A 25,501-nucleotide genomic window follows, 5' to 3' on the forward strand; every position below is an offset into this window, starting at 1 on the left:
GGATGGGGATCGTTTCGAACATCTTTGCGGGCAAGCGTTACGCGGTGTTGGGACTGGCGCGATCGGGCCTCGCCACGGTCGAGACGCTGGCGGCCAGCGGCGCGCAGGTCGTCGCCTGGGATAGCCGGGAAGAAGCGCGCGCTACCGTAGCGGACAAAGCGGAGCTTGCCGACCCGGCGGAGATCGACCTTAAGGGCTTTGACGGCGTCGTCGTGTCGCCGGGCGTGCCGCTCAACAAGCATCCCATTGCCATGCAGGCGAAGCTGGCGGGCGTGCCGATCATTGGCGACATCGAGCTGTTTGCGCTAGCCCGGCCGACGCTCCCACCGCATAAGGTCGTCGCCATCACAGGCACTAACGGCAAGTCGACCACCACCGCGCTCATCCATCATATCATCGAGCAAGCGGGATACCCCACACGCATGGGCGGCAATATCGGCCTGCCGATCCTGGGGCAGGAACCGCTGGAGCCGAACCTGAAAGGCGCGGGCATCTATGTGTTGGAACTGTCGAGTTATCAGATCGACCTGACCCACAGCCTCGATTGCGACGTGGCGGTGTTGCTTAATATCACGCCGGATCATCTGGATCGCTATAATGGTTTCGAAGGCTATGTGGCCTCCAAGGCACGGCTGTTCGCCATGCAATCCGCGGAGCATGTTGCGGTTATCGCCACTCAGGACGATCCGAGCCGCGCCATAGCAGCCAAGGCCATTGCCCGCAGCGTGGAAGTGAAGGCGGCGGACATCGATCCCGCCGCGCAGGCTGGATGGCCTTCGCTACAGGGGCCGCACAATGCCCAGAACGCCGCCGTCGCCATTGCTGTAGCCAGCGCGCTGGACATTGATGAGGATACCATCGCCAACGCGCTCACCTCTTACGCCAGCCTGCCGCACCGGATGCAGCGGGTTCGGGAACTGAACGATGTTCTCTACGTCAACGACAGCAAGGCGACCAATCCCGCCTCGACTGCCCCTGCGCTCGCTGCCTTTCCGCCCATGAATGGAAAGCCCCGCATCCACTGGATCGTCGGCGGCCTTGCCAAGACCGATAATCTGGACGAGTGCGCGCCTGCATTCGGTAATGTCGCGCAAGCCTATACCATCGGTGAGGCGGGGCGTATGTTCGCCGACTTGCTACGCCCACATATGGCGGTGGATGACAGCGAGATGCTATCGGCCGCCGTTCGGCGCGCGGCGCGGGTGGCGCAGCCGGGCGATGTGGTGCTCCTGTCGCCGGCTTGCGCGAGTTTCGACCAGTTCCGCGATTTCGAAGCGCGGGGCGATGCCTTCGCCGCGGCCGTCGCGGCGCTGGAATAAGCAGGCGCAAAGGAAAGGGCGAGCAGGCATGTTCAGGGCAGGGGAACTGGTGAAGGGCTTCAAATCCCGCACCGTGCCGCGCGAACGGACCGCGCTTGCCATCTGGTTCTGGGAAATCGATCGCCTGCTGCTGTCGCTGATCGTCGCGCTGATGGCGATCGGGCTTGTGGCGGTCGCGGCGGCATCCCCGGTTGCCGCCATCGACCGTTCCACTACCACGGTCGCGGTCAATCCACTGATCTATTTCTATCGCCAGCTCATGTGGGTGGGGCTGGGTTTGCCGATCATGCTGGTGATTTCCATGTTGCCCCGGCCACAGGCGCGGCGGTTCGCGGTCGTGATGTGCTGTGTGTTCGTGCTGGCTCTGATGCTGGTGCCCCTGCTGGGATCGACAGTGAACGGCGCGAAGCGATGGATTGACCTGCCTGGCTTTCGTTTCCAGCCTTCGGAATTTCTGAAACCGGTTTATGTCGTCACCATTGCCTGGCTGCTTTCGCTGCGTGGCAAGGACGAAACGCTGCCTGTTATTCCGTTGACTGGCGTGGTCACGGCTTTCATCGCGCTGATCTTGATGCGCCAGCCCGACTTTGGGCAGACAGTGATATTCGCGGCTTGCTGGGGCTGCCTATTGCTGCTTTCGGGCGTGCCGATGCGCTTCATTGGTGCGATGGCGGGGATAGGGCTCGCCGGGCTGGTGGCGATGTATATGTTTTACGAGAACGGGCGGCAACGTATCAACGACTTCCTGGGCATCGGCGTCGATCATGCGGCGGGACCGGACCAGACCGACCTTGCCTATCGCACCATCACCCATGGCGGCTTCATGGGCGTGGGGCCAGGGGGCGGGCAGAACAAGTTCCGGCTGCCCGAAGCGCATACCGACTATATCTTCTCGGTGATCGGGGAGGAATTCGGCCTCCTCGCCTGCATCGCCATCGCGGTCCTCTACCTCGCCATCGTCGTGCGGGTGTTGTTGCGCTTGCTGGACGAAGAGGATAATTTCACGATCCTCGCCGCCGCTGGCCTTACCACCCAGTTCGGGTTGCAGGCGATCATCAACATGGGTGTCAATGCCCAGATTTTTCCGTCAAAGGGCATGACGCTGCCCTTTATCAGCTATGGCGGCTCCTCTATGCTCGCGCTTTGTATCGGGGTAGGCCTGTTGCTCGCATTCACGCGGCGCAACCCCTTCATGGGCCGGCACACCGTCGTCAAATGGAGTGGTCGATGAGCATTTCCCGTCACTTCGTCCTCGCCGCAGGCGGGACGGGCGGTCACATGATACCCGCCCATGCCGTCGCTGAAGAGCTGATGGCGCGGGGCCATCATGTCGCTTTGGTGACGGATGAGCGGGGCGCGAAGATCCCTGGCATCTTTGACAAGGCGCAGGTTCATGTGCTGCCCGCTGGCCGGATGACCGGCAACCCGAAAAGCTGGCCGGGCGCTTTGAAGGCCATTCTCGCCGGGCGGGCCATGGCGCGGCGGCTGAACGAGACGTTCCGGCCGACTGCCGTAGTCGGCTTTGGCGGCTACCCGGCGCTGCCTACTTTGCTGGGTGCGTTGGCCGATGGCATTCCGACCGCCATTCATGAACAAAATGCCGTGCTGGGCCGCGTGAACCGGTTGATCGCGCGCCGTGTCGACGCGATCGCGACCGCCTATCCCGCGGTGGAGCGGCTCAACGACAAATATGCCGACAAGGTCCATCTGATCGGCAACCCTGTGCGCGAGGAAGTGAAGGCGCTGCGGGACGAAGAATTTCCCGCATTGACCGACGAGAGCGTGTTCCGCGTGTTGGTGATCGGCGGCAGTCAGGGCGCGACGATCCTGTCGAGCGTGGTGCCCGATGGCCTTGGCATGTTGCCACTGAGCTTGCGCCGCCGCCTCCAAGTCACGCAGCAATGCCGCGCTGAGGATATCGAACGTGTCCGCAAGCTCTATGCCGATCTTGAAATTCCCGCGGACCTTGCGACCTATTTCAATGACGTGCCGGAAAAGCTTGGCTGGTCGCACCTCATCATTGCGCGGGCGGGCGCCTCGACATTGGCGGAACTGACCTGTGCGGGCCGTCCCGCCATCCTTATCCCGCTACCCAGCGCCATGGACGATCACCAGACGGCGAACGCCCGCGAGATGACGGAAGCGGGCGGTGCGCGCACCATAACGCAGGCGCGCTTCACCGCCATCGAACTCGCCAAGCAGATGCAGAAGATGGCGATGGAGCCGGGCGCGCTCCAGAATGCCGCGAAGCGCGCTCGCGCATGTGGGCGTCCCGACGCCGCGCGCGACATGGCCGATCTGCTTGAAAGCATCGGCCCCGCGCCCATCGTCAATGATCCGCTGCGCGTCGGTCCGACGCCGACCAGCCTCAATCTCCAGGGAGTTCCCGCATGAAAGGTGTCGGCACTGACATCGGTACGATCCATTTCATCGGCATCGGCGGTATCGGCATGTCCGGCATCGCTGAAGTGATGCATAATCTGGGTTACAAGGTTCAAGGCAGCGATGTGGCCGAAGGCTATGTCGTAGAGGGACTCCGCCAGAAGGGCATAGCCGTGAAGATCGGCCATAAGGCGGAAAATCTGGGCGATGCAGCCGTGGTCGTCACCTCCACAGCGATAAAGCGGGGCAATCCGGAAGTCGAACTGGCGCTGGAAAAGCGCGTGCCGGTCATCCGTCGCGCGGAAATGCTGGCCGAACTGATGCGCCTCAAATCCACAGTCGCAGTGGCCGGAACCCACGGCAAGACTACCACGACCTCGATGATTGCGGCGTTGCTGGATGCGGGCGGGGTAGACCCGACCGTCATCAATGGCGGCATCATCAACAGCTACGGTTCCAATGCGCGTCTGGGAAATAGCGAGTGGATGGTGGTGGAAGCCGACGAAAGCGATGGCAGCTTCCTGCGTCTTGACGGCACCATCGCGGTCGTCACCAATATCGATCCTGAGCATCTCGATCATTACGGCAATTTTGACGCCGTGAAGGATGCCTTCGTCGAGTTCGTCGAGAATGTGCCTTTCTATGGCGCGGCGATATTGTGTCTCGACCATCCAGAAGTGCAGGCGATTCTGCCACGCGTGCAAGATCGGCGCATCGTCACTTACGGCTTTTCGGCACAGGCGGATATTCGCGGCGAGAATGTGCAGCCAATCCCCGGCGGCAATCGCTTCGATGTGCAGATCCGTGAGCGTGACGGTTCGGTCCGTCGGATCGACGGTGTCGAAATGCCGATGCCGGGCCGCCACAATGTGCTCAACGCCATGGCTGCCATCGGCGTTGCGCTGCATATGGGGATTGACGATGCAACCATACAGACCGGTTTTGCCAAATTCGGCGGCGTAAAGCGCCGCTTCACCAAGGTTGGGGAAATCCCGGCCGGGCAAGGTGTCGCCACCGTCATCGATGATTACGGCCACCATCCGGTCGAGATCAGGGCCGTGCTCGCCGCCGCTCGCGAAGGCTTGCAGGGCGCGGGGAGCGGGGGGCGCGTCATTGCCGTGGTCCAGCCGCACCGCTTCACGCGTCTGCGCGATTTGATGGACGAGTTCCAGCAGGCGTTCAACGACGCCGACATCGTCTATGCCGCGCCCGTCTATCCGGCGGGCGAGCAGCCGATCGAGGGCGTGGATAGTTCCGCGCTGGTCGAAGGGTTGAAGCGCCGGGGCCATCGCGCGGCCTCTACCGTGGAAGGGGCCGACGATCTGGCCCGTGTCATCGCTACGGATGTTCGGGCTGACGATATGATCGTCTGTCTGGGTGCAGGGGACATTACAAAATGGGCGGCAGGCCTGGCATCTGCCGTCACAGCGTCGAGTAAGCAGGGAGAGGCGGCCTGATGTCCGCGCTGTTCGGCATAGGCTTGGACGCGCAGATGCAGCAGGGTGTGGATGCTGTGTACGACATGGGCGAAACGGTGCGCTCATGGGGAGTGCGCGCTTGACGCTAGCTTCTTCTCTCCGGTCGTCCTTTCCTTCCGTTCGCGGCACGCTCAAGGCCGACGCTCCCTTGGCGCCGCTGGTCTGGTTCAAGGCAGGCGGCACGGCGCAATGGCTGTTTGAGCCTAGGGATATCGATGATCTCTCCGATTTTCTGAGTGGTCTGGACCCGGCCATTCCAGTGATGGCGTTGGGCCTTGGCTCCAATCTTATCGTGCGGGATGGCGGCGTGCCGGGCGTGGTCGTGCGGCTTGGCAAGCCCTTTGCGAAAGTGGAGAGGGTGGATGCCACGACTCTGCGCTGTGGTGGCGGGGCGTCGGGTATCCTTGTTTCTTCAACCGCGCGCGATGCGGGCATAGCGGGGCTTGAGTTCCTGCGTTCGATCCCCGGCACGGTCGGTGGCTTCGTGCGGATGAATGGCGGCGCCTATGGCCGCGAAACATGCGATATATTGATCGAATGCGATGTCGTTTTGCGTTCGGGCGAGCGCATCACGCTGCCGCTCGACGCATTGGGTTACACCTATCGGCACAGCACATTGCCCGAAGGCGCAGTGGTGGTGAGCGCGCTGTTCCGGGGCGTGCCTGGAGAGCCTGTCGCGATCCAGGCGGAGATGGACCGGATCGCCGCCGCGCGTGAGGAAAGCCAGCCGCTTCGCAGCAAGACCGGCGGATCGACCTTCAAGAACCCCGCCGGGCATAAGGCTTGGGCTCTGGTCGATGAAGCAGGCTGTCGTGGGCTTAAGCTGGGCGGGGCGCAGGTCTCGGAAAAACACACCAATTTCCTCCTCAACCTAGGCGAGGCGACCAGCACAGATATCGAGGCGTTGGGCGAGGAAGTCCGCCGCCGCGTTCGAGAAAAGAGCGGCATAGAACTGGAGTGGGAAATTCAGCGTGTCGGACTGTTAGCCGACGCCGCCGACAAGGAGAAAATCGTGGGGTTGCAGAAGTGAGCCGGGGTCCGTGGCATGTCGCCGTCCTGATGGGCGGATGGTCGGCGGAGCGCCCCGTCTCGCTGTCGAGCGGGGAAGGCGTGGCGAAGGCGCTGGAATCCCGCGGGCACAAGGTTACGCGGATCGACATGGATCGCGACGTCGCGCTGCGCCTTGCGGAAACGAAGCCCGATGTCGTGTTCAACGCCCTGCACGGCGTTCCGGGCGAGGACGGGACGGTGCAAGGCATGATGGACCTGATGGGGCTCACCTACACTCATTCGGGTCTCGCCACTTCGGTCATCGCCATCGACAAGCAACTCACCAAACAGGCGCTCGTGCCGCATGGCATCCCCATGCCCGGCGGGCAGGTGGTACAGAGTGAGAGCTTGTTCGAGGGCGATCCCCTGCCGCGTCCCTATGTCGTGAAGCCAGTCAATGAAGGCAGCTCCGTCGGCGTCGCCATCGTGACCGAGGGCGGCAATTATGGCTCGCCTGTCGGCCGCGATGTGGAAGGGCCGTGGCTGCATTTCGAAGAGTTGCTGGCCGAACCCTATATCCGGGGCCGGGAACTGACGACCGCAGTTCTGGGTGAAGAGGCGCTGCTGGTCACGGAATTGCGGCCCAAGAGCGGTTTCTATGATTTCGACGCCAAATATACCGACGGCATGACTGAGCATGTCTGCCCCGCCAACATCCCTGACGACATCGCGCAGGCGTGCAAGGCGATCTCGCTGCGCGCCCACAAGCTGTTGGGTTGCAGGGGGGCGTCACGTTCCGACTTCCGCTGGGACGACTCGCAGGGTATCGATGGCTTGTTCCTGCTGGAGGTCAATACGCAGCCGGGCATGACGCCACTCAGCCTCGTGCCTGAACAGGCGGCGAAGCTGGGCATTGATTATGCGGAACTGGTCGAGCGGATCGTGGAGGATGCGCTGAAAACGGGGGCGAAAATGGGGGCTTTGCATGAGTGAAGCACGAATTCGGCGTGGCGGCACCGCGCGGTTGACGCGAACGACGTCCAAAGGGCGGGGCCGCGCGGTCAAGCAGCGGTCCCAGATCGACCGCCTGATCGCATCCCTGCCCGTCAGCGAAGCCACGGTGCAACGCATGGCGAGTTGGGCCATCGTCGGCATCGCGCTGGCGCTCGCCGGTGGCATTGCGATCATGTTCGGTCTTCCCGGCATGGCGCGGCAGGGCGCGGCGGACCTTGCCGCCCGCGCAGGCTTCGAGGTCGAAAAGGTCGAGGTGCGCGGCGTTGAGCGCATGGATGAAATGCCCGTCTATAATATTGCACTGGGGCAGGTGGATCGCTCCATGCTGTCGGTCGATCTGCCCAAAGTACGGGAGGAAATGCTGAAGCTCGGCTGGGTCAAAGATGCACGCGTTTCTCGCCGCCTGCCCGATACGCTGGTGGTCGATATTGTCGAGCGTGAGCCGGTCGCGGTGTGGCAGAACGGGGGGCACCTGCAACTGATCGACGTAGCGGGCGTGGTGCTTCAGAGTGTGTCGTCCGGCGCCATGCCTGATCTCCCATTGGTCGTAGGACCGAACGCCAATCTCCAGACGGCGGGCCTCAACAAACTGATGGAAAATGCGCCCGCCCTGAAGCCTATGCTTGCCGGTGCGACATGGGTCGGCAATCGCCGCTGGGATCTGCGTTTCCAATCGGGCGAAACGCTTTCCTTGCCCGAAGGCGACAAGGATTCGGCCTCCGCGCTGGTCAATTTCGCGCGTATGGACGGCGTCAATCGCTTGTTGGGCCGGGGAATCGTCAAGTTCGACATGCGCGATCCCGATCGTTTCGTGCTCCGTCTGCCGCAAGGGTTGGCGCAGGACAAGCCTGAAGCGGCGACGAATACGCAACCCGCTTCGGACGGTGAGGGATAAGGGGTCATGGCACAGCCCAAGGTCGAAAAACTCTTCACGGCGATCGACATCGGGTCGTGGAAAGTGTCCGCGCTGATCGCGGGGCGCACGGAAACGGGCGAGTTGACGATCCTGGGCACCGGCCAGCGCGAAAGCCGGGGCGTGCGGCGTGGCTTCATCGCCGACATGGAGCGCACGGAACTCGCCGTGCGCGAAACGGTGGAACAGGCAGAACGCGTCGCGGGCACCAATATCGAGGATGTGTGGGTCAGTTTTTCTGGCGGCAGTTTGGTCAGCGATGTCGTCACGGTTGAACGTGACATGGGCGGCTATCGTGTCGAACAGGCCGATATCGATGACCTGCTCACCACCGGCCAGCAGGGGATCGACCCGGACGGGCGCGTCATACTCCATGCCCAGCCGACTTGCTTTACCATCAACGGCAAGGTGCCGGTCAAGAAGCCGCTGGGGATGCATGCCGATCTGCTGGGCGTCGACATTCATGTCGTGCTGGCCGACGGCGCGCCGCTCGCCAATCTCGACCTGTGCGTGCGGGGGGCTTATCTCAACGTCAATTCCATCGTCGCCTCGCCGATCGCCACCGGCTTTGCCTGTCTGTCGGAGGAGGAGCGCGATCTGGGCGTGGCGCTGGTGGAACTGGGCGCGGGCGTCACCAATGTCTCGCTTTATGCGGGCGGTATGCTAGTGGGGCTTCATTCCATTCCGCTGGGTGCGTCGGACATCACCGATGACATCGCGTCGGCCTTCGGCATCCGACGCAGCCAGGCGGAGCGGGTCAAATGCTTCTATGGCTCGGCGATGCAGAATCGCCGCGATTTCCGTGAAATGATCGAGATCGCGACGCCCCATGGCGATGTCGCCATTCCAGGCCAGAATGCAGGGCCGAACGCCGAAGGCGGCAAGATCACCCGTGCCGCGCTGGTAGGCGTGATCTGCGAACGGCTCAATCAGATCATGGTCGAAGTGAATGCCGCGTTGGCGGGCATGGGTTTCAATACGCCTACGGGACGGCAGGTCGTGCTGACCGGCGGCGGCGCGGAGATGAAGGGCATTGCCGACTACGCGCAAGGCGCACTGGGTCGCGCCGTTCGCATCGGACGCCCGCGCGGGATCGCGGCCTTGCCTGAAGCGCACAGCGGGCCTGCCTTCGCCACATTGGCCGGATTGGCGCTCTACGGCGCTTCCAACCCGGTTGATCTAAGGATGATGGCGCCCGTCCCGCAGACCGTGCATCGTCTCAGCGCACCCGTATGGTGGCAGCGGATGATGCGAGCGATGAAGACCAATTATTGATGGAATTGAAAATCAGATGAAATTAGCTGATGAATTACACGAATTTCTGTTGCATTAACCTTTCAGGTCAGTTTCGCTTCACGTCGCCGAAGCTGGAGGGAGCTAGAATTTATGAGTATTGAGATCAGCCCGCCGCATGTGGACGAGTTGAAGCCACGCATCGCGGTGATCGGCGTAGGCGGCGCGGGCGGCAACGCCATCGCGAACATGATCGCCGCCAGTGTCGAGGGCGTGGATTTCATCGTCGCCAACACCGACGCGCAGGCGCTGAACGCCTCTCCGGCGGAACGGCGCATCCAGCTTGGCCCGCAGATCACCGAAGGACTGGGCGCGGGATCGCGTCCCGAAATCGGCAAGGCGGCGGCGGAAGAAACCATCGCATCGGTCGAACAGGCGCTGGAAGGCGCGCATATGTGCTTCATCGCCGCAGGCATGGGCGGCGGCACTGGCACCGGCGCAGCCCCCGTCATCGCCAAGGCGGCGCGTGACAAGGGTATCCTGACCGTCGGCGTCGTGACCAAGCCCTTCACCTTTGAAGGCAATCGCCGCATGAAGTCGGCGGAATCGGGCATCGAGGAACTGCAAAAGCATGTCGATACGCTGATCGTCATTCCGAACCAGAACCTGTTCCTGATCGCGAACCCCAACACCACCTTCAAGGAAGCCTTCCAGATGGCGGACGAGGTGTTGCAGCAGGGCGTGCGCGGCATCACCGACCTGATGGTCATGCCCGGCCTGATCAATCTCGATTTCGCCGACGTCCGATCTGTGATGGGCGAAATGGGTAAGGCCATGATGGGCACCGGCGAAGCCGATGGTGACGGCCGCGCGCTTCAGGCGGCGGAGAAGGCGATCGCCAACCCGTTGCTCGACGGCGTGTCGATGCGCGGGGCGAAGGGCGTCATCGTGTCCATCGTTGGCGGTGACGACATGCGCCTGATGGAAGTCGATGAAGCCGCCAACCATATCCGCGAATTGGTCGATCCAGACGCGAACATCATCTGGGGCTCCGCGTTCAACGACAATCTGAGCGGCAAGATCCGCGTGTCGGTTGTCGCGACTGGTATCGACAGCGAAGTCGGCCAGGGCGCAGCCCCGTTGACCCAGCCGTTCAGCTTCGCCAATCGTCCCTCGGTCGCCGTGCCCTCCTCCGCGCCGAAACCGGTCGCGCCGGCGCAGCCCGGCGCGCAGGCCGTAACGGAAGAACCCGAGACGCTGGAACTCGACGTGCCTGAAGCGCCCGCTCCCGCACCGCTGACGCCGCCGATCGAGGAAACGGCGGCTGCGACTGATGCAGCTCCTGCGCGCCCTCGTCCGGCTGCTGTTTTTTCCGATGAAAATGCGGGTGAAGATGAACTGCTGCTGGGCGCGGAAAGCGCCGAAGCCGCCCCGGCCGAACCAGCGCACCCGCAGCCCGCGCCTCGCGTGGCGACCGGCGGAACGCTGTTCGAGCGGATGGCTGGCCTCACTCGCGGCGCGGACAAGGCGCCCGCGGTCGACGATAGCAAGGGAGCGGACATTCCCCGCTTCCTCAATCGGCAGAGCAATCAGTAAAAGCTGTGGGCGCGGTGTGTTCCGCGCCCCTTTTTTGCGCGCCGTCGATTGCATGGAGCAATCCGGCGCGCTTTTTTCTGCGGTAAGTTTCCCATTCAGGGCGCGATCCGCTAAGGGGCGTATGTGATAAGATCTCCCCTATGGCTTCTGGCGCCCCTCCTATTGGTGGGAACGGCCCATGCCCAATCCGATCAGGCGCAACTGGTTCGCCCATCCGATGCCGCTGATCTCAACAGCCATCTAGCGCGCCTGGCTTCCGATCCCCGCGACGTCACTGCGCTGATTGGAGCGGGGGAGGCTGCGTTGGCGCTGGACGATCCGCGCGCCGCCGCCGGATTCTTTGCGCGCGCGGACGCGATTCAGAGCGGCAATGGCCGCATCAAGGCCGGGCTGGGCCGCGTGATGCTGAAGATGCAGAACCCGGCGGAAGCACTGCGTCTGTTCGATCAGGCCGCGCGGCTGCGCTATCCTGATGCCGGTTTCCTGTCCGACCGTGCATTGGCCCGCGATCTCACCGGAGATCAGGCTGGCGCGCAGCGCGACTATCAGGCCGCGTTGCAGCGCCAGCCGGACGATGCGGAACTCATTCGCCGCTATGCTGCTTCGCTCGGTATTTCGGGACAGGTGGAGGCATCCGACAAGGTGCTCCAGCCACTGCTCTACAAAAGCGACCGGGCCGCTTGGCGATATCGCGCCTTTATCCTGGCGATGAATAACAAACAGGCGGAAGCAAAGAAGATAGCGGACCAGACAATGCCTGCCCCGCTTGCGAGCGCCCTGACTCCCTATATGCAGAAAATGCCCTATCTCACTGCCGCACAAAAGGCTGCGGCGATTCATTTTGGCCATTTCCCTACAAATGTGGGCACGCGAATCGCAGCCATAACCCCGACCGCGCAACCGCCATCCGCAGCAGTGCCGAATCCGGCGACTCCCAACGCAGCGGCATCCACGCCTTCAGCCCGCGCGGACAATCGTTCACGCAGCGCGGTGCGGCGTGAAGCGTCAAGGGTGGCGCGGGCGGGCAGCCCGGCGCCGGTGGCTTCATCCTCCCCGGAGGCGACGACAGCGGTGTCGGCCGCGCCCGTTCATTCAGCCCAGCCACAGCCCGTGCAGCCGCAGCCTGCCCAGCAGCAGGTCCAACCACTACCACCATCGTCTCAACCGACGTCGCAGCCCGCCCCGCAGGTCCGGCCAGTCTCGCCGCCGCTTCAACCCGTGCGGCAGGTGGAGGCCGCTTCGCCCGCACCTTCGACGAGTGCCGTGCAAGGACCACCGGCGCCTGGCTTTGAATCCGTGCAGGTCACGCGCGCTCCCGCAGCGGCTCCGGCGCAGCAGACCAATCCCTTGAACGCCGTGCCGCTCGCGCCCGCGCCGACGCAACCTCAGCCTGCTCCGAACGCGGCCACACAACCCGTTGCTGCGCCGCTTCCAGCGCAATCGGCCAGGGCCGTCGCGCCCGCCGCGACCCCACAGCCCAATCCGCAAGCGACGCGTACGCTGGCGGATATCATCCACGCCATCGACGTGCCGGACGAGGAATTGAAGCCCAGTGTCGCGCCAGTTGATCTGGCGGAGGTCGCCGCCTTGCAGGCTGCCCGGCGCGCTGAGCGTGAGGCGGCCGCAGAAAAGGCGAAGAAATCCGCCGATGCGAAAGCCAAGGCTGAGGCCGACGCAAAGGCGAAGAAGGAAGCCGAAACCAAGAGGAAGCAGGCGGAGGAACAGAAGCGGCTGGCGGCCAACCCATCCCGCAACTGGGTTCAGATCGGCACGGGGTCGGACAAGGGCGCGCTGGCCTTCACCCTGCGCGCGCTTCGCAAGAAATATGACGAGGTGGCGCCACAGGATGGTTGGACGGCATCCTGGGGACGCACAAATCGCCTGCTCATCGGCCCCTTTTCCAGCTTCACGCGTGCAAAGACGGTGGAATCGAACCTCAAGAAAGCGGGGGCAGATGCCTTTGCCTGGCAAAGCGATGCGGGAGAGGTCGTCGAGCGGATCGGCGGCAAATAAGGCACGCGCATGACCCGTCTGGCTTCCTATGCCTCTCATCCCGGTCATAGCCGGGGCCGCCTCCATGCCGAGCCGGGCGGTGAAATACGCGGGCCGCGCGACATGTTCCAGCGTGACCGTGACCGGATCATCCATTCCATCTCATTCCGCCGCCTGCGCCACAAGACGCAGGTGTTCGTGTCGCCTGACGGCGATCATTTCCGCGTGCGCCTTACTCATAGCCTTGAAGTGGCGCAGATCGGCCGCACCACTGCCCGCACCCTGGGTCTTAACGAGGATTTGACGGAGGCGTTGTGCCTGGCCCATGACATCGGTCATCCGCCCTTCGGCCATGCTGGGGAAGATGCGCTGGAGGCGGCACTCGACGAACAGGGCGGCTTCGATCACAATGCACACACGCTTCGCACGCTGATGCAGCTGGAAAGCCCCTATCCGCTGTTCCGGGGGCTGAACCTCAGTTGGGAGATGCTGGAGGGACTGGCCAAGCATAATGGTCCTGTCGATCATCCCGGCTGGGCCATGCGCGAAGTAGACGCATTGTTCCCCCTCGATCTTTCCAGCCATGCCTCGCTGGAAGCACAACTCGCGGCGATTTCGGACGACATAGCCTATGACAATCATGACATAGATGACGGGTTGCGCGCTGGTCTGCTGACACTGGATCAGTTGCTGGCCGTGCCACTGGTGAAGATGTCATGGGACCGGGTCCGCGCCCGCTACCCCGATGTGCCGGAAGACAGGTTGTTGCGTGAACTGGTGCGCGAACAGATCGGCGTTATGGCGAATGATCTGATCGCCGCAACCCGGGCGAATATCGCGCAATCGGGCGTCGAGACGGTGGAGGAGGTGCGGCAAGCGGGGCGCGCTCTTGTTGGGTTTTCGCCGGAGATGGCCGCGCAGGAACGCGAACTCAAGCGGTTCATGTATGCGACGCTCTATCATCATCCCGAACAGCTTGCCGCAGCGGCGCGCGCGCGGGTGATCGTCACCGACCTGTTTCGCGCCTATCATGAACGGCCCGACCTGATGCCGCCCGAATGGCGCGATGACTGCGTGCGGGAGGAACCGCGGCGCAGTCGCCATATCGCGGATTTCATCGCAGGCATGACGGATCGCTATGCGGAGAAGCGTCATGCCGAGATATTCGGGGAAGTGACATTCGCCTGATCGCTGGTTGAAAGCGGGCGTGGCCATGCCCAATTTCCATTCATGGCCCTGCATCCGCAAATCGCCGCGCTCGCCGCGCAACTGGAAGAAATGTCCGCCCTGCTGCGGGACCATGGCGATCGCTGGTGGTCGGTGAAGATCGATCTGTGCCGCAACCTGATCGCCGATTCCAATTTCACAGGGATCGAAAAATTCCTGGCGCTGATCGGCGATGCGGGCGGTTTCGCCGATTTTGAATTGCGCGACGGGGAAGGGAAATTGCTGCCTGCCCATGTCCGCCTCGTCGAATTGCGGCAGGCTGCGCGCGTGTTGGCCGAAAGGCTGGCACGGGAAGAACGTTCCGCCACCTGATCGCATGAGCGATTGACGCCGCCCGGCATTTTGAGCAATGCGTAATCCGTCTCCAGCGTCGAAGACTCGGCGCCGGGCATGATGCGGGAGAGCATGGCGGGCCTTTCAGGCCAGGCGCCATCGCCGAAGGAGCAACCGCCCCGGAATCTCTCAGGCTAAAGGACCGCATCATGGGCAGGCACTCTGGAAAGCGGATGGTTCATTCCATCCCACCGAAGGGGTAAGCCATCCGGTCGAAGGATCGGTGGTCAAAGCTCTCAGGTTCCGTGACAGAGGGGGTGGCAAGCGCACTGGCCCGTTGGCCTTTCTGCGTCTGTCGCCGAACACTCAACACGGAAAGGCCGCCCCATGACCGGCAAGGACGACGTCGCGACCCTTGAAGAGGAACTTCCGCCCAGCGCCCTGCCGCTGGACGCCTGGCACCGCGCGCAGGGCGCCCGCATGGTGGTCTTCGCGGGCTATCATATGCCGATCCAATATGAAGGCATCATGGCCGAACATGCCTGGACCCGCGAACATGCAGGCCTGTTCGACGTCAGCCATATGGGTCAGCTCACCTTCTCCGGCGAGGGCGTGGACGAGGCGCTGGAACGATTGCTGCCCAGCGACATCAAGGGATTGAAGCCCTTCCATCAGCGTTATTCCATGCTGCTGGATGAGGAAGGCGGCATCCTTGACGACCTGATGGTGTCGCGCATCGGTGGTGGCGCGTTCGATGGCGCGGACATCTACATGGTCGTCAACGGCGCGACCAAATATGACGATATGGGATGGATGATCGAACATCTGCCCGATGAAGTCACCATGAACCATATGGATGAGCAGGCTTTGCTCGCGTTGCAGGGGCCGGAGGCTGGCGAGGCGCTTGGTCAGCTTATCCCCGAAACCGCCGATCTTTCCTTCATGCAGTCCCGCCCTTTTACCTGGCGCGACGTGCCGCTGTGGATCAGCCGGTCGGGTTATACCGGCGAGGATGGCTTTGAAATCAGTATCCCCGCCGAGGATGCCAAGCTTTTGGCCGATGCGCTGGTCGCCATGCCGCAGGTAAAGCCCATAGGTCTTGGCGCTCGCGATTCGCTGCGGCTGGAAGCGGGGTTGCCGCTCTATGGCCATGATCTCGATCCCCGCGTCAGCGTGATTGGCGCGGATCTGGGTTTTGCCGTCCAGAAGCGACGGCGCGAGGAGGGAGGCTTCTTCGGCCACGCCCGCGTGATGAAGGAACTGGCGGATGGCCCCGGCAGCAAGCGGGTGGGCCTGAAGATCGACGGCCGCCTGCCTGCGCGGGAAAGCGCGCCGATCTATGCGGGCGATGTGTTGGTAGGCGAAGTGACATCCGGCGGTTTCGCGCCGACCATGGGCGCGCCGATCGCCATGGGCTGGGTCAGCCTGCCGCACAGCGCGCTCGACACGGCGCTGGAGGTTGAGGTGCGCGGCAAGCGCATCGGGGCGACCGTTGCGCCGATGCCGTTCGTGCCGCACCGTTATCGCCGTCAGAAATCTGCCTGAATTTCGAGGGGAGTTGAAATCATGAGCCGTTATTTCACAGATGAACATGAATGGATCGATGTCGAAGGCGAAATCGCCACTATCGGCATCACGGACTATGCACAGGAACAGCTTGGCGACATCGTGTTCGTCGAATTGCCTGCCGAAGGCGCGGCCTTCGAAAAGGGTGACGATGCTGCCGTCGTGGAATCGGTAAAGGCCGCTTCCGATGTCTATGCGCCCATTTCCGGCGAGGTCGTGGAAACCAACAGCGCGCTGGAGGATGAGCCCGCCCTCGTCAACAGCGATGCCGAGGAAGATGGCTGGTTCTTCAAGCTGCGCGTTACCGATGCCAGCGAACTGGAAGGGCTGATGAACGAAGCCGCCTACAAGAAGTTCGTGGCTTCGCTTTAAGTTTCACCGTCGCTCCCCCATTGCGGGACCGATGCCGTAGGAAAATATCATGCGCTACCTACCCCTTACCGACGCCGACCGGCAGGAGATGCTTTCCGTCATCGGCTCGGCCAGCGTGGATGACCTGTTTGTCGATGTGCCCGTGCAGGCACGCTTGCCCGGCACAATCGTGGGTCTGCCCGACCATGCCAGCGAATTGGCGGTCGAACGCCACATGGCGAAGCTGGCGCGGCAGAATCTGTCGGCGGGGGAGGCGCCCTTTTTCCTTGGTGCGGGGGCCTATCGCCATCATGTGCCCGCCAGCGTCGATCATCTGATCCAGCGGGGCGAGTTCCTGACGGCCTATACGCCCTATCAGCCGGAAATCGCGCAAGGCACGCTTCAGGTGCTGTTCGAATTCCAGACGCAGGTGGCGCGCCTGCTGGGCTGCGACGTCGCCAATGCATCCATGTATGACGGCTCGACCGCCTGCTGGGAAGCCATCGGCATGGCCCGCCGCATTACCAAGCGCGGCAAGGCGCTGCTGTCGTCCGGCCTGCATCCGCATTATGTGTCGGTGGCAAAGACGATGGCGAAATTCACCGGCGACGCTCTGGTCCACGAAGCTCCGAAGCTGGACGCGGCCACCGACATCGATGCGCTGGTCGCCAGCATCGACAAGGATACGAGCTGCGTCGTGGTTCAATATCCTGACATACTCGGCCGCATTGCCGACCTGACGCCACTCGCCAACGCCGCCCATGAAGCGGGCGCGCTGCTGGTCGCGGTAGTGACTGAGCCGGTGGCGCTGGGCGCCATTGCCGCGCCCGGCCATATGGGCGCGGATATCGTGGTAGGCGAAGGACAGTCGCTGGGCGTCGGCCTGCAATTTGGTGGCCCTTATCTCGGCCTGTTCGGCTGCAAACAGAAATATGTCCGCCAGATGCCTGGACGCCTCTGCGGTGAGACGGTTGACGCTGCGGGGCAACGCGGTTTCGTGTTGACGCTTTCCACGCGCGAACAGCACATCCGCCGCGAAAAGGCGACCTCCAATATCTGCACCAATTCGGGCCTTTGCGCGCTGGCGTTCAGCATTCACATGACGCTGCTGGGCGAAAAAGGCTTGCGTGAGCTTGCCACCCTCAATCATGCGTTGGCCGTTGAGGCCGCCGACCGCCTTGCAAAAGTGCCCGGCGTGCGCTTGCTCAACGATGCCTTCTTCAACGAATTCACGCTGATCCTGTCGAAGGATGCGCGCGACGTTGTCCGCAATCTTGCCGACAAAGGCGTGCTGGGCGGCGTGTCGCTGGGCCGCTTGTTCCCGGATGCTGCTGACATTGGCAACGGCCTGGTCGTCGCAGTCACAGAAACGGTGACGGCGGAGGATGTCGAGACATTCGCCAAGGCGCTGGAGGAGGAACTGGCATGACCATGCTCAAGGAAGGCCGTCCCACCGCGCCGCAGGCTGTCGCGGAAGAACATGTGGCTCCAGCAACGGCCACCGGCAACCGCGCGCTGATGCTGGAAGAGCCACTGATCTTCGAGATCGGATCGGCAGACACGACCGGCGTCGATTTCGCCGAAGTGCCCAAGGTGAAGAGCCGTTTCGGCAATCTCGCCCGAAAGGACGCCATCGGCCTGCCGGGCCTGTCGGAACAGGAGACGGTGCGTCACTATACGCGCCTCAGTCGTCAGAATTACGCGATTGACCTTGGTCTGTTCCCGCTTGGCTCCTGCACGATGAAGCATAATCCGCGCCTCAATGAAAAGGTCGCGCGGATGCCGGGTTTCGCCGATCTCCACCCGCTTGCGCCTCAATCGACGGTGCAGGGCGCGCTGGCGGTGATCCATGAACTCGCGCAATGGCTTGTCACCCTGACCGGAATGCACAGCGTTGCCATGAGCCCTAAGGCGGGCGCGCATGGAGAGCTCTGCGGCCTGCTTGCCATCCGCGCCGCTCTGGAGGCACGCGGCGACGCTCGCTCGGTCGTGCTGGTGCCTGAAAGCGCGCATGGCACCAATCCCGCGACCGCTGCCTTCTGTGGCTATAAGGTGGAGGATATTCCCGCGACGCCGGATGGCCGCGTCGATCTGGAAGCGCTCAAGTCCCGCCTCGGCCCGGATGTGGCGGCGGTGATGATTACGAACCCCAATACCTGTGGTCTGTTCGAGCGCGACATGAAGACGATCTCCGACGCGGTTCATGCGGCCGGAGCCTTTGTTTATTGCGACGGCGCCAACTTCAACGCCATCGTCGGTCGGGTTCGTCCCGGCGACCTTGGCGTCGACGCAATGCACATCAACCTGCACAAGACCTTCTCCACGCCCCATGGCGGCGGTGGCCCCGGTTCCGGTCCGGTGGTGCTGTCACAGGCGCTTGCGCCCTTCGCGCCATTGCCTTTCGTCGAAAAACAGGGTGACCGCTTCGTGCTGGTAGAGGAAGAATCGGTCGAGGATCATCATGGCGGCAGCTTTGGCCGCATGGTCGCTTTCCATGGCCAGATGGGCATGTTCACCCGCGCGCTCGCCTATATCCTGAGCCATGGCGCAGACGGCCTGCGTCAGGTGTCGGGCGATGCGGTGCTGAACGCCAACTACATCCTACGCAGCTTGTCAGACGTGCTGGACGCCCCCTTTGGCGGCAGCGGGCCCTGCATGCACGAGGCCCTGTTCAGTGACAAGGGACTGGCGGAAGGTTTCACCACGCTCGACATCGCCAAGGGGCTGATCGACGAAGGCTTCCATCCGATGACCATGTATTTCCCGCTGGTCGTCCACGGCGCGATGCTGGTTGAGCCGACCGAAACCGAAAGCAAGGCGGCGCTTGACCAGTTCATCATGGCGCTGCGTAGTCTGGCTGAACGGGCCAAGGCCGGGGATGAGGCGCTGAAGGGCGCGCCTTATCATGCTCCGCGCCGCCGTCTGGACGAAACGCTGGCCGCACGCAAGCCGGTGTTGGTCTGGACCGAACCGGAACTGGCGGAAGCGGCAGAATGATGAAGCGGCCGGAGCCGCAGAGGATGGCTCCGGTTCCGCCCGAAAGGGCAGGGTAAAGCCTTTATCCCGTTCCCGCGGCTATCGCAGTTCCACAGCTGTGGACAGTTTCATATGCCGTCATCGTCCAGCATGGCGATAATCGGGAAGATATGAGCTATTTTGCTCCGATGGATGGAAACGGTTATGCCGTCCCGATATTGGGTCAAGCCGATCAAATTGCGGTCGCGCATACGCAATCTGCCGACGGTCCATAATGATTGGCCTTTATCGCCGCGCAATTGGACCAACACGTCCGTGTCTATCGAGGCGGGCTTGATTCGATCCATGATAACCCGTTCGCCGGCGCGAAAGCGCGGCTCCATGGCTTCGCTGGGAATATAGATCGCAAAATAGCGTTCCGGGTCCGTCTGGGCGAAAGGGATCGGCATATATGCCGCAGGACGGGAAAAATCCCCTTCCCAAAGCTCCAGTTCCTTTGAAAGCGGCAGGCCATTTTCCTCTGGGAACAGAAGGGCTGTGCCGTAAACGGGGATTACATTATGCGATGGGGCGGCAAAGGGAGTTGCGCGTTCCTTGACGATCGATGATGGAGTGGGCGAATCCCCATATTCCGAAGCTGCCATGAAATCATCCGGGAAAGCCGTCTTGAACTTGGCAATGCTGCGCGCCGACAGGGAATAGTCGACGGACGGAACCGGATAGATCCGAGTCAAGGTGGACGGCGCCAAACCGGCGCTGCGCGCAATTTCCGTCGCTGATAAACCCGTTCGATCAACGAGGCGGCCTATCAGATTGCGCGCTTTTTGCTGATCCCATTCATAATCGAACATAGTTTCCCTTGCGCCCGTTTTTTGGCCCCGCAGCGCCGAAAACGGCAGCGCATCAGATGCCTTTTGGCGGGAAATATGTGTGTTAATGGTCCAACACGCAAATTGACCCTATGCACATTTCGCTTATTTGCGTTTGCGCGCCAGAGATATGCGATAATATGTTGTAAAATAACGATATTATGCCATGTTTACCTGAGATGTGCGAACATATGTGCGACCAAATCAAAAAATCGTTTGCGAAACAGTGCGATAGATAATATCCGATTTGCGTAGATTGCGGCGGTGTGCGTTTCACGTGCGCTCCGGAATGTGGGGCTTAGAGAAAGGGGGGCATCATCATGCTCTAGACTTGTTCGCGGCTTCATTTGTGAGGGAGCAGCGCTGCTTGAAGCATGCCTGCCGCATTTCTGCGCGAGCCGCCGTCGTGGGTTCGTAAGACCGAGTTAGGGGAAAGTGAATGAGAAATAGTTCCAAGTTCAACCGGAGGCTGCTCGTGTCGGCTTCCATACCGGCGGCACTGCTTGTCAATGCTGGCGTAGCCTGGGCGGCTCCCGCTACGGTCGACGTGACCGCATCGGAGGCGAGTGGAGTCGTCAATACGAAGATCGATACGGCGATCACCACGCCCGCCAATCCCGATCTGACCGTGACGATTGGAACGGCTGGAGAAGTGACCGGCGGTTCTATTGGTTTTGATGCCACGGCTTACGCCGCTGGTGAAGGCGATGGCGCCATCCTCGTCAACAATAACGGCAAGATTGGCGGCCTGGATTTCACCGGCGTGGGCGTCGTAAAGGCCGGAAACACCTTCACGGTTGTCAATAAAGGCGAAGTTGATGGCGACATCAATGCGTATAACTTCGGCGGTGCGGTTTCGATCACCAATGAAGGGAGCGCTGGCGATGTATATGTCTCCGGTTCACTCGGTGATGTCACCATCGCAAATGCGGCTAAGGCGACAGTTGATGATTACATCACTGTGCATGGCGACGGCGCGGTTTCGATCACCAATGACGGTAAGGTGGGCGATGGCGTCCATGGCCATTCCACGGGTGATGGCACCGTTGAAATCACCAACAACGGCACTGTCGGCGATTATGTTGAGGCATGGGCTGGCGGTAAGGGTGCGGTAACGGTTGCCAACAAGGGTGAGATCGGCACCTATGTCGACGCTGAGTCGAATGAAGGCGCCATCACGATCACGAATGATGGCAAGATCGGCGGCTATGTTTCGGCTGAAACTGAAAATGGCGCGATTTCGATCACCAACAGCAAGGCTGGTCAGATCGGCGGTCTTGTCGAGGCGGATTCGGATACCGGCGATGTGAAGTTCGTCAACGAAGGCGTCGTCGTCGGCACGACCCAGTTGACCAGCTCCGACAGCGACACGGCGGCGCCGGTTATCGCTGGCGACACGACAACGACGGTGACCAGCGCCACGGGCGGTTCGGTCGAAGGCACCTATGCGGGCATCAACGGCCAGTTGAACTTTGGCGTTCCCGGCGGTGGCGATATCTATCAGTCAGCCGACAAGGACAGCACGGCGACCGTGACCGGCAAGGTTTACGGCTACCTTGAGTCCGAGGCTGGCTCCAGCGATTACACGAATGTAGTAACGACCAAGGTCGGCGTGGCGCCTGTCGGCGACGGCACGAGGGTGGACACCACGGCCACCAGTAATCAATATGTTTCGACGGCGGGAACCAGCAAGGTCGATGTCATCGGCGCTGGCAGCCTGGTCAGCGGCGACGTTGATTCTTATGGCACGAAGGCGAGTGTCGTGACCGTCGATGGCGGCACGGTGACCGGCGGCATTGATTCCGGCAGCAGCGCATATGACAATACATATGCGAGCAGCAAGGTTACAACCGGAACCTACAAGGCTGGCGTTCTGGAATCGACCAACGTTGTCACCACGGACTGGGATAATAAGGAAACCTGGACCGGCGGCGATGCGACTGTCACCGTGCAGGGCGCTGGTCATGTGGTTGGCGATATCGAGGTTGATGGCGCCAATTCCGCTTTGGCGGTGATCGGGGCGAAGGCGAAGGCCGACAACAATGTGTTCGTCGACACCACATATTATTATGATTACAGCAATTCGAAGGTTTCTAACGTCACGGTTGATAAGGCGGGTGACGGCACCATAAAGGTTGTCGATACCCAGACTTGGGCAGCGTCCAAGGTCGACGGTGATGCCACGCTGCAAAATGCCGGCCGGATCGGTGGCACAGCATGGGTCGAGGCGGCGCATGGCGACGCCACGGCAACCATCACTGGCACGGTCGGCGGCAGCGTTTATGCCAGCACCGGCAATGGCCCGTCTCTGGGCTCCCAAACGCAAACCGTTGAACTGGCCCTCAAGAGCGGCGCTCCTGATTTCTCCACGCTCAAGGTCACGACAGAAAGCGATCGTTCCAGCTTCGGCGGTGAAGCCACCATCCTCGTCGATACGGCGGCGGCCTTGCAGGGCAAGGGCGTGCCGAGCGTCGGCGGTGATGTGAATGCCAATGGTCTTGGCGGCGCCACCGTCACCATCAAGGCTGGCAATGAGATCGCCGGCAGCGTTGGCGCGACCAGCCAGGGATATCGTGAGCAGACCAAGGAAGTGCAGGATGTCGCTGCCGACAGCTTTGAGCGGAGCGAAACCTACACGGCATTGGGCGGCAAGGCTGTCGTTTCCAACGACGGCAAGGTTGGCGGATCGGCTTATGCTTCCGGTCTGGAATCTGCTTCGGTCACCAACAGCGGTCAAATCCTGAACGGCGTCGGCGTCTACTCGCTGGGCGTCGAGGGGAACTCGACCCTGACCGACACCGATGCCAGCACCGCCACCCTGCGTAACGTGGTCGCGGAAGTGACGGTCACGCCGGTTGGCGGCGACGCCAGCCTGACCAACACCGGCCTGATCCTTGGCGGTGCGGAAATCGCAGGCTCGACGGGCACCGTGACCAACAGCGGTATCCTCAATGGAACCACCTATCTCGGTGACTCGCAGTATAGCGGCTCCGCCAAGGTGGATGCGACGTTGACCACCACGACCGTCACGGTCGATCCGGTTGTGGCTTCGCAGGAATATATTGTGAACCAGGATGGCGTGTCCGGCGGCTTCTCGGTCGGTGGCGCGACCACGACGCAATACGACGTGTATAGCGAACTGGCCGGTCTGGTGTCTGGCCGCGGCGTGACGATGACGCCTGACGATGTTGATCCGACCAAGTTCGACCTCAGCGTCGGCGGTGAAAAGGCGGTCAAGACTGCCGATATCAAGGCGACGATCAACCTGAATAATGGGTCGATCACGCTGGGCGACATTGACGCACAGCGCGCTGATGACGGCACGTTCCTGACCGACACCACCGTCAACCTGAACGGCAGCGGCTTCCTGGGCCGTGACGCGACGGGCTCAGGTGCTTCCGTTCCGGTGCTGCCGGAAGCTGCGAAGTCGCTGGGATGGACGGATTCGGTTCGCGTTCTCGGCGTCAACGAACTGAACAAGACCGGCGCGGGCACCTTTGTCATCACTGGTGCCGATTATGTGCCTGCGGCGGGTGGCGTTCCGGCCAATTGGACGATGGACGTCGGCAACTTCAACATCAAGGCGGGTGAAGTTCAGCTTGGCCTGAACAGCGACACCGACGTGTTCGGCATCAAGGGCAACATCAACAACGATGCCACCCTTGTGCTCGGTCGCCGCGTGACGGTGGCTTCCAGCCAGCCGATTGGCGGCAACGTGGTCAATCCGACGCGGGAAGTCATCGACGGCGTCACCATCCATCAGCAGGGCAACTATAACCAGAGCGCCACCGGCACGACGGTTGTGGGTATCAATCCCTCGCTGATCCGTGCGAACGCCTACGTCAACCAGTCGGGGTCCGCTCCGGAAATCCTGGGTCCGATCACGGGCGGCGTCTCGATCAACTACTTCACCGCCGCGAGCACCGGCATCGCCTCCACGGCTTCTTCGGTGACGGTCGATGGCGACCTGAACCTGGCCGGCAAGGTGGCGGTCAACGTTTCGAAGGATAGCCTCTATTCGAACGGCGACGGCTACACGCTCTTCACCTACACGGGTGCAGGCGCTGTGACGGCCACGGTGGACTCGGCAATCAGCTCGAACTTCGTGAAGTTCGGTCTGACGCATGACGCAACGGCCAAGACGGTGAAGATCGCCGCCAACCGCCTGAGCTATGCGACGGGTGCGACCAATCCCAACGCCGCTTCGGCTGCGGTGGGTCTGGACAGCGCGCTGACTGACGTGATCGCCGCGATCAAGACCGACAACTTCACCTCGGTGAAGGACATCGCCAACGCTCAGGACATCGCCAACATCGCTTCCGCTCTGGACTGGCGCCTGAACGCCGCACAGGCGGCCCAGGTCTTCAACGAGCTTTCCTCGGCTGAGATCTACGGCTCGCTTGCTTCGGTGGATCAGAACTCTGTGTTCAACAGCTCGCTCAACCGCCTGACCCAGCGTCGCGGTTATGGTGAGGCGCTTGGTACCCAGCTCTGGTTCGATCCGTCGGCTAGCTTCGTCAAGACGGGCGGCACCAAGTCCGGTGCGTCGAAGATCAAGACGAACAGCTACGGTGGCGCCTTCGGTATCGACGTAGCCTATCAGGAAAATGGCGCGATCGGCATCGGCTTCGGCTACGGCCAGCATGATGTGAACGCTCGCGGCACGCCTGAAAGCGCTCAGGTCCGGACCTACACCATCGGTGCTTATGCGACGCAGGGCTTCGGTCCCTTCTACGGCAACCTCAGCTTTGCCTATGGCTTTTCCAAGTTCGAGGTGGAGCGTGATCTGACGATCCTCGCTCGCACCATCGAAGGCGATTTCAAGGGCAAGCAGTGGGATGCCGCTCTGGAACTGGGCTATGACATGCAGGCCGGTGGCAATCTGGTCGTCACTCCATTCGGTAAGCTGGCGGCTCGCCACTGGTCGATGAACGGTTTCACGGAAGAAGGCGGTGCGGGCATCGGCCTGAACGTCAAGGGCGCATCCAAGACTGTCTTCAACCCTGTCCTGGGTGTGAAGGCGGGCGCTCTGCTGGGTGATCCGGAGAAGGTTGCCTACCGCCCCTATGGTAAGCTGCAATACACCTTCCAGGGGAATGTCGGTAACCGTCGCACGGTCCAGTATCTGGGCGGTGGGGATGACTTCCAGCTGCGCGGTGTGGACCCCAACGGTTCCGGTCTGATTGAACTGGGCATCGACGCCACGGTCAACAAGCGCGTCGGACTGTTCCTGTCGGGGGGTCTGGGCTTTGGTGGCCATACCTCCTCGGGTCAGGTCCGCGCCGGTATCAGCTTCGGCTTCTAAAACCCCTAGGGTCGCGG

General features: G+C 62.1%; 18 protein-coding genes and 1 riboswitch. Of the genes, 17 read left to right on the plus strand and 1 reads right to left on the minus strand.

Annotated features, from left to right (window positions below; translation table 11 throughout):
* The first annotated feature begins 2 nt into the window (after positions 1 to 2).
* From murD to gcvPB, 16 genes are all read left to right on the plus strand, one after another.
* On the plus strand, positions 3 to 1,319 hold the full coding sequence (murD, locus tag LDB26_RS03650; RefSeq protein ID WP_062064192.1) for a UDP-N-acetylmuramoyl-L-alanine--D-glutamate ligase: 1,317 nt from the start codon (positions 3 to 5) through the stop codon (positions 1,317 to 1,319).
* A 28-nt stretch (positions 1,320 to 1,347) separates the two neighbouring features.
* Entirely contained in the window at positions 1,348 to 2,550 is a 1,203-nt protein-coding gene (gene ftsW, locus LDB26_RS03655) for a putative lipid II flippase FtsW (RefSeq protein WP_062064193.1), read from the plus strand.
* A complete protein-coding gene (murG, locus tag LDB26_RS03660; protein ID WP_257540395.1) occupies positions 2,547 to 3,713 on the plus strand; it encodes an undecaprenyldiphospho-muramoylpentapeptide beta-N-acetylglucosaminyltransferase in 1,167 nt (388 codons plus the stop codon). Before ftsW ends, murG begins: the two co-directional genes overlap by 4 nt.
* Positions 3,710 to 5,158, plus strand: coding sequence for a UDP-N-acetylmuramate--L-alanine ligase (gene murC, locus LDB26_RS03665; protein ID WP_062064196.1), 1,449 nt, complete (start codon positions 3,710 to 3,712; stop codon positions 5,156 to 5,158). The genes murG and murC overlap by 4 nt, the downstream gene beginning before the upstream one ends.
* Positions 5,159 to 5,243: 85 nt before the next feature.
* Positions 5,244 to 6,209 (plus strand): UDP-N-acetylmuramate dehydrogenase, encoded by a 966-nt coding sequence (gene murB / locus LDB26_RS03670; protein ID WP_062064197.1) that lies wholly within the window; start codon positions 5,244 to 5,246, stop codon positions 6,207 to 6,209.
* The gene (locus LDB26_RS03675) at positions 6,206 to 7,162 is read left to right on the plus strand and encodes a D-alanine--D-alanine ligase (RefSeq protein ID WP_062064199.1); all 957 of its coding nucleotides are present in this window, start codon (positions 6,206 to 6,208) and stop codon (positions 7,160 to 7,162) included. The genes murB and LDB26_RS03675 overlap by 4 nt, the downstream gene beginning before the upstream one ends.
* Complete coding sequence (locus LDB26_RS03680; RefSeq protein WP_062064200.1) at positions 7,155 to 8,078, plus strand: cell division protein FtsQ/DivIB; 924 nt, start codon at positions 7,155 to 7,157, stop codon at positions 8,076 to 8,078. The genes LDB26_RS03675 and LDB26_RS03680 overlap by 8 nt, the downstream gene beginning before the upstream one ends.
* 6 nt (positions 8,079 to 8,084) lie before the next feature.
* Positions 8,085 to 9,371 carry a cell division protein FtsA gene (ftsA, locus tag LDB26_RS03685; RefSeq protein ID WP_257540398.1) on the plus strand — a complete coding sequence of 429 codons (1,287 nt, stop codon included), beginning with the start codon at positions 8,085 to 8,087 and terminating at the stop codon, positions 9,369 to 9,371.
* 111 nt (positions 9,372 to 9,482) lie between these two features.
* Complete coding sequence (gene ftsZ, locus LDB26_RS03690; protein WP_062064203.1) at positions 9,483 to 10,925, plus strand: cell division protein FtsZ; 1,443 nt, start codon at positions 9,483 to 9,485, stop codon at positions 10,923 to 10,925.
* Between the two features lie 123 nt (positions 10,926 to 11,048).
* Positions 11,049 to 12,938 carry an SPOR domain-containing protein gene (locus LDB26_RS03695; protein ID WP_062064204.1) on the plus strand — a complete coding sequence of 630 codons (1,890 nt, stop codon included), beginning with the start codon at positions 11,049 to 11,051 and terminating at the stop codon, positions 12,936 to 12,938.
* A 9-nt stretch (positions 12,939 to 12,947) separates the two neighbouring features.
* On the plus strand, positions 12,948 to 14,105 hold the full coding sequence (locus LDB26_RS03700) for a deoxyguanosinetriphosphate triphosphohydrolase (protein WP_257540400.1): 1,158 nt from the start codon (positions 12,948 to 12,950) through the stop codon (positions 14,103 to 14,105).
* A 42-nt stretch (positions 14,106 to 14,147) separates the two neighbouring features.
* Positions 14,148 to 14,456, plus strand: a complete 309-nt coding sequence (locus LDB26_RS03705) for a hypothetical protein (protein WP_062064207.1) — start codon at positions 14,148 to 14,150, stop codon at positions 14,454 to 14,456.
* A gap of 74 nt (positions 14,457 to 14,530) precedes the next feature.
* Positions 14,531 to 14,632, plus strand: a riboswitch (glycine riboswitch).
* Between the two features lie 172 nt (positions 14,633 to 14,804).
* Positions 14,805 to 15,962, plus strand: a complete 1,158-nt coding sequence (gcvT, locus tag LDB26_RS03710) for a glycine cleavage system aminomethyltransferase GcvT (RefSeq protein ID WP_082635155.1) — start codon at positions 14,805 to 14,807, stop codon at positions 15,960 to 15,962.
* Positions 15,963 to 15,983: 21 nt separating this feature from the next.
* Positions 15,984 to 16,355 (plus strand): glycine cleavage system protein GcvH, encoded by a 372-nt coding sequence (gene gcvH, locus LDB26_RS03715; protein WP_257540402.1) that lies wholly within the window; start codon positions 15,984 to 15,986, stop codon positions 16,353 to 16,355.
* Between the two features lie 49 nt (positions 16,356 to 16,404).
* Entirely contained in the window at positions 16,405 to 17,763 is a 1,359-nt protein-coding gene (gene gcvPA, locus LDB26_RS03720) for an aminomethyl-transferring glycine dehydrogenase subunit GcvPA (RefSeq protein ID WP_257540404.1), read from the plus strand.
* The gene (gene gcvPB, locus LDB26_RS03725; protein ID WP_062064211.1) at positions 17,760 to 19,331 is read left to right on the plus strand and encodes an aminomethyl-transferring glycine dehydrogenase subunit GcvPB; all 1,572 of its coding nucleotides are present in this window, start codon (positions 17,760 to 17,762) and stop codon (positions 19,329 to 19,331) included. Before gcvPA ends, gcvPB begins: the two co-directional genes overlap by 4 nt.
* A 107-nt stretch (positions 19,332 to 19,438) precedes the next feature.
* On the opposite strand, the gene LDB26_RS03730 is transcribed toward gcvPB, so the two are convergent.
* Entirely contained in the window at positions 19,439 to 20,044 is a 606-nt protein-coding gene (locus LDB26_RS03730; RefSeq protein WP_257540407.1) for a hypothetical protein, read from the minus strand.
* A 574-nt stretch (positions 20,045 to 20,618) separates the two neighbouring features.
* On the opposite strand from LDB26_RS03730, the gene LDB26_RS03735 reads away from it, so the two are divergent.
* Complete coding sequence (locus LDB26_RS03735) at positions 20,619 to 25,484, plus strand: autotransporter outer membrane beta-barrel domain-containing protein (RefSeq protein ID WP_257540409.1); 4,866 nt, start codon at positions 20,619 to 20,621, stop codon at positions 25,482 to 25,484.
* The last annotated feature ends 17 nt before the right edge of the window (positions 25,485 to 25,501 follow it).

This window comes from Sphingobium sp. CFD-1 (assembly GCF_024611115.1).
Lineage (GTDB): Bacteria > Pseudomonadota > Alphaproteobacteria > Sphingomonadales > Sphingomonadaceae > Sphingobium > Sphingobium baderi_A.

Bases quoted from the DNA above. Each gene is read 5' to 3' on its own strand.
- murD (WP_062064192.1), top strand. From the start codon at position 3: ATGGGGATCGTTTCGAACATCTTTGCGGGCAAGCGTTACGCGGTGTTG.
- ftsW (WP_062064193.1), top strand. From the start codon at position 1,348: ATGTTCAGGGCAGGGGAACTGGTGAAGGGCTTCAAATCCCGCACCGTG.
- murG (WP_257540395.1), top strand. From the start codon at position 2,547: ATGAGCATTTCCCGTCACTTCGTCCTCGCCGCAGGCGGGACGGGCGGT.
- murC (WP_062064196.1), top strand. From the start codon at position 3,710: ATGAAAGGTGTCGGCACTGACATCGGTACGATCCATTTCATCGGCATC.
- murB (WP_062064197.1), top strand. From the start codon at position 5,244: ATGGGGAGTGCGCGCTTGACGCTAGCTTCTTCTCTCCGGTCGTCCTTT.
- LDB26_RS03680 (WP_062064200.1), top strand. From the start codon at position 7,155: ATGAGTGAAGCACGAATTCGGCGTGGCGGCACCGCGCGGTTGACGCGA.
- ftsA (WP_257540398.1), top strand. From the start codon at position 8,085: ATGGCACAGCCCAAGGTCGAAAAACTCTTCACGGCGATCGACATCGGG.
- ftsZ (WP_062064203.1), top strand. From the start codon at position 9,483: ATGAGTATTGAGATCAGCCCGCCGCATGTGGACGAGTTGAAGCCACGC.
- LDB26_RS03700 (WP_257540400.1), top strand. From the start codon at position 12,948: ATGACCCGTCTGGCTTCCTATGCCTCTCATCCCGGTCATAGCCGGGGC.
- LDB26_RS03705 (WP_062064207.1), top strand. From the start codon at position 14,148: ATGGCCCTGCATCCGCAAATCGCCGCGCTCGCCGCGCAACTGGAAGAA.
- gcvT (WP_082635155.1), top strand. From the start codon at position 14,805: ATGACCGGCAAGGACGACGTCGCGACCCTTGAAGAGGAACTTCCGCCC.
- gcvH (WP_257540402.1), top strand. From the start codon at position 15,984: ATGAGCCGTTATTTCACAGATGAACATGAATGGATCGATGTCGAAGGC.
- gcvPA (WP_257540404.1), top strand. From the start codon at position 16,405: ATGCGCTACCTACCCCTTACCGACGCCGACCGGCAGGAGATGCTTTCC.
- gcvPB (WP_062064211.1), top strand. From the start codon at position 17,760: ATGACCATGCTCAAGGAAGGCCGTCCCACCGCGCCGCAGGCTGTCGCG.
- LDB26_RS03735 (WP_257540409.1), top strand. From the start codon at position 20,619: ATGAGAAATAGTTCCAAGTTCAACCGGAGGCTGCTCGTGTCGGCTTCC.